We start from the raw sequence: 1,907 nt of genomic DNA on the forward strand, positions 1-1,907 counted from the left end.
GGCCGCGCCGCCGGGGTTGTCGGGGGCCGGGCGGGCGCGGGGCTTCCCCCCGGCGGGGTGGGCGTGGCCGCCGTTGGGCCCTGGGGTCGGGCCCCACCAGGGCGCCCTCAGGGATCGAAAGGGATGCATATTTCCTTCCCAGGCCAAAATGGATGGCACTAGCGGAAAGGTAGTGAACGGGGATATATACGGTCGAGTAGGAACCGAGACATCTGCTTTGAGCCGCCCCGTCGAGCCGGGTCGGGACCCTGCTTTCGCTGTCCCACCGGGCAACACGAGGGATGGGAAGGGCGGGTCGGTGGCGTTCCGGACGGACGAGCAGCGCCGCGACTACGGCACATTCACCTCGGCGCCCGACGACGGGCAGGCGGCGGGGTGCTTCCTGTCGGCCGACGCCGTTCGTGGCCGGAAGAAGGGGACCAAGCCGACGAATTCGACCACCGCGAAGTAGACGGGGCCACCATCTGCGCTGGGGCCGTCCGTGTGGTGGCGGACCACCAGGCCCCGGACCCGAATCCCCTCGCGCCGGAGGCGGCGCTGGACCACAGCCTCATGGGTGCCGAACCCGAGGAGGGTGAGACCTGCCAGTAGCGACATCACAACCCACACCGCTGCCTACCCTTCCGTTCCTTGCACGACTCTTCGGGTACTTCCTGTCGCAGGGGTTGACGCTCCATCGGCCGGCGGCGGTTCTCGGAGGCGCTAACCCCGCCACCGCACCCCGTGCCGCCGCCGCAGCCGGTGGATCTCCCACCAGGCCAATGCCGTCACCGACGCCGGGCCACCGAGGAAGGCGCAGACCGCGAGCGGCACCGGGCCCGGCGGCAGGCCGCCCGAGGACAGGCCGCGGAAGGCGAGCACCCAGACCAGGACGGTGGTGACCAGCGCGGGCAGCGCCGCGTGCAGGGCGGACAGGTTGAAGGCGTGGCGCAGCGCCGGACCGGTGGCGAAGCAGAGGAAGAAGACCACCCACCAGAACGGCGCCCAGCACACGAACATCACGGACGCCCAGAGCAGCACCCCGGACAGCCCGTTGGCGCTGCTGGGCAGCAGCCCCATCCCCTTGCTCGCCGCCGTCAACAGCAGCGGCACCAGCGTCCAGGCGCCGAAGTACCACAGGCCCGACCGGCCGGCCCGCCACAGCTTCGTCCGCATGGCCCGCCGCGTCCCGGGCCTGGCCACCCAGAAGAGCAGCGCCACTACCAACACCGCGCTGAGCAGCGCCAACCAGGGCGCGAACAGCAGCCCTTCCAGGACCTGCCCCTGCGCCTCCCACACGTCCTGCCAGCCACCGAACACGGCCAGCAGCAGCCCCGAGATGACGAGGGCTCCCCAGGCCCGCACCCGCTGCACCCGGAGCACCTCGGGATCCTCGACCAACCCTTCCGGGCGTACGGGGAAGACCCGGCGGGCCGTACGGCGGGCCGTGCGGGCCAGCTGGTAGCCGACCAGCAGCGGCACGGTCAGCCACCACAGGCACGGGAGGAGCAGCACCAGCAGCACCCCGGGGGGCATATGCTCCCGCCGCCCCCGCAACACCTCACTCAGGGGCGGCCATTCATCCTCACGCAGCCGTCGCCACAACGGCGTGTGCGGCCGCGGCGGGTCGCCCGCGGGCGGTGGCCCGGACGCAGGGGGTGGGTCGATGCTCGCGGGCGGTGGCCCGGACTGACGGGGCGGGTCGATGCTCATGGGCTTCCCTTCCACGATCCCGGGAAGGGACGCGACCCGACCCGTCTACGGTTCCCGACCGCAAACCCCGAGCTGCACGTACTTGACGATCCGCCCGTACTCGACGAACGCCTTCCCCCAGCGGGTTCCGACCAGTGCCACGAACGGCGAGGGCGGGCCCCTTCCTCCCCATGCTCTCCATGCTCTCCATGCTCTCCATGCTGGACATCCTCCCG

Annotated in this window: 2 protein-coding genes; one reads left to right on the plus strand and one right to left on the minus strand. The window is 71.6% G+C overall.

What is annotated here, in order from left to right; genetic code table 11:
- The first annotated feature begins 298 nt into the window (after positions 1-298).
- Positions 299-451 (plus strand): hypothetical protein, encoded by a 153-nt coding sequence (locus ACFV0Q_RS36285; protein ID WP_385011487.1) that lies wholly within the window; start codon positions 299-301, stop codon positions 449-451.
- A 251-nt stretch (positions 452-702) separates the two neighbouring features.
- Here the strand turns inward: ACFV0Q_RS36285 and ACFV0Q_RS36290 are convergent, their stop codons facing one another.
- A complete protein-coding gene (locus ACFV0Q_RS36290) occupies positions 703-1,515 on the minus strand; it encodes a hypothetical protein (protein ID WP_385011489.1) in 813 nt (270 codons plus the stop codon).
- Positions 1,516-1,907 lie beyond the last annotated feature (392 nt).

The organism is Streptomyces sp. NPDC059564, from assembly GCF_042735575.1.
GTDB lineage: Bacteria > Actinomycetota > Actinomycetes > Streptomycetales > Streptomycetaceae > Streptomyces.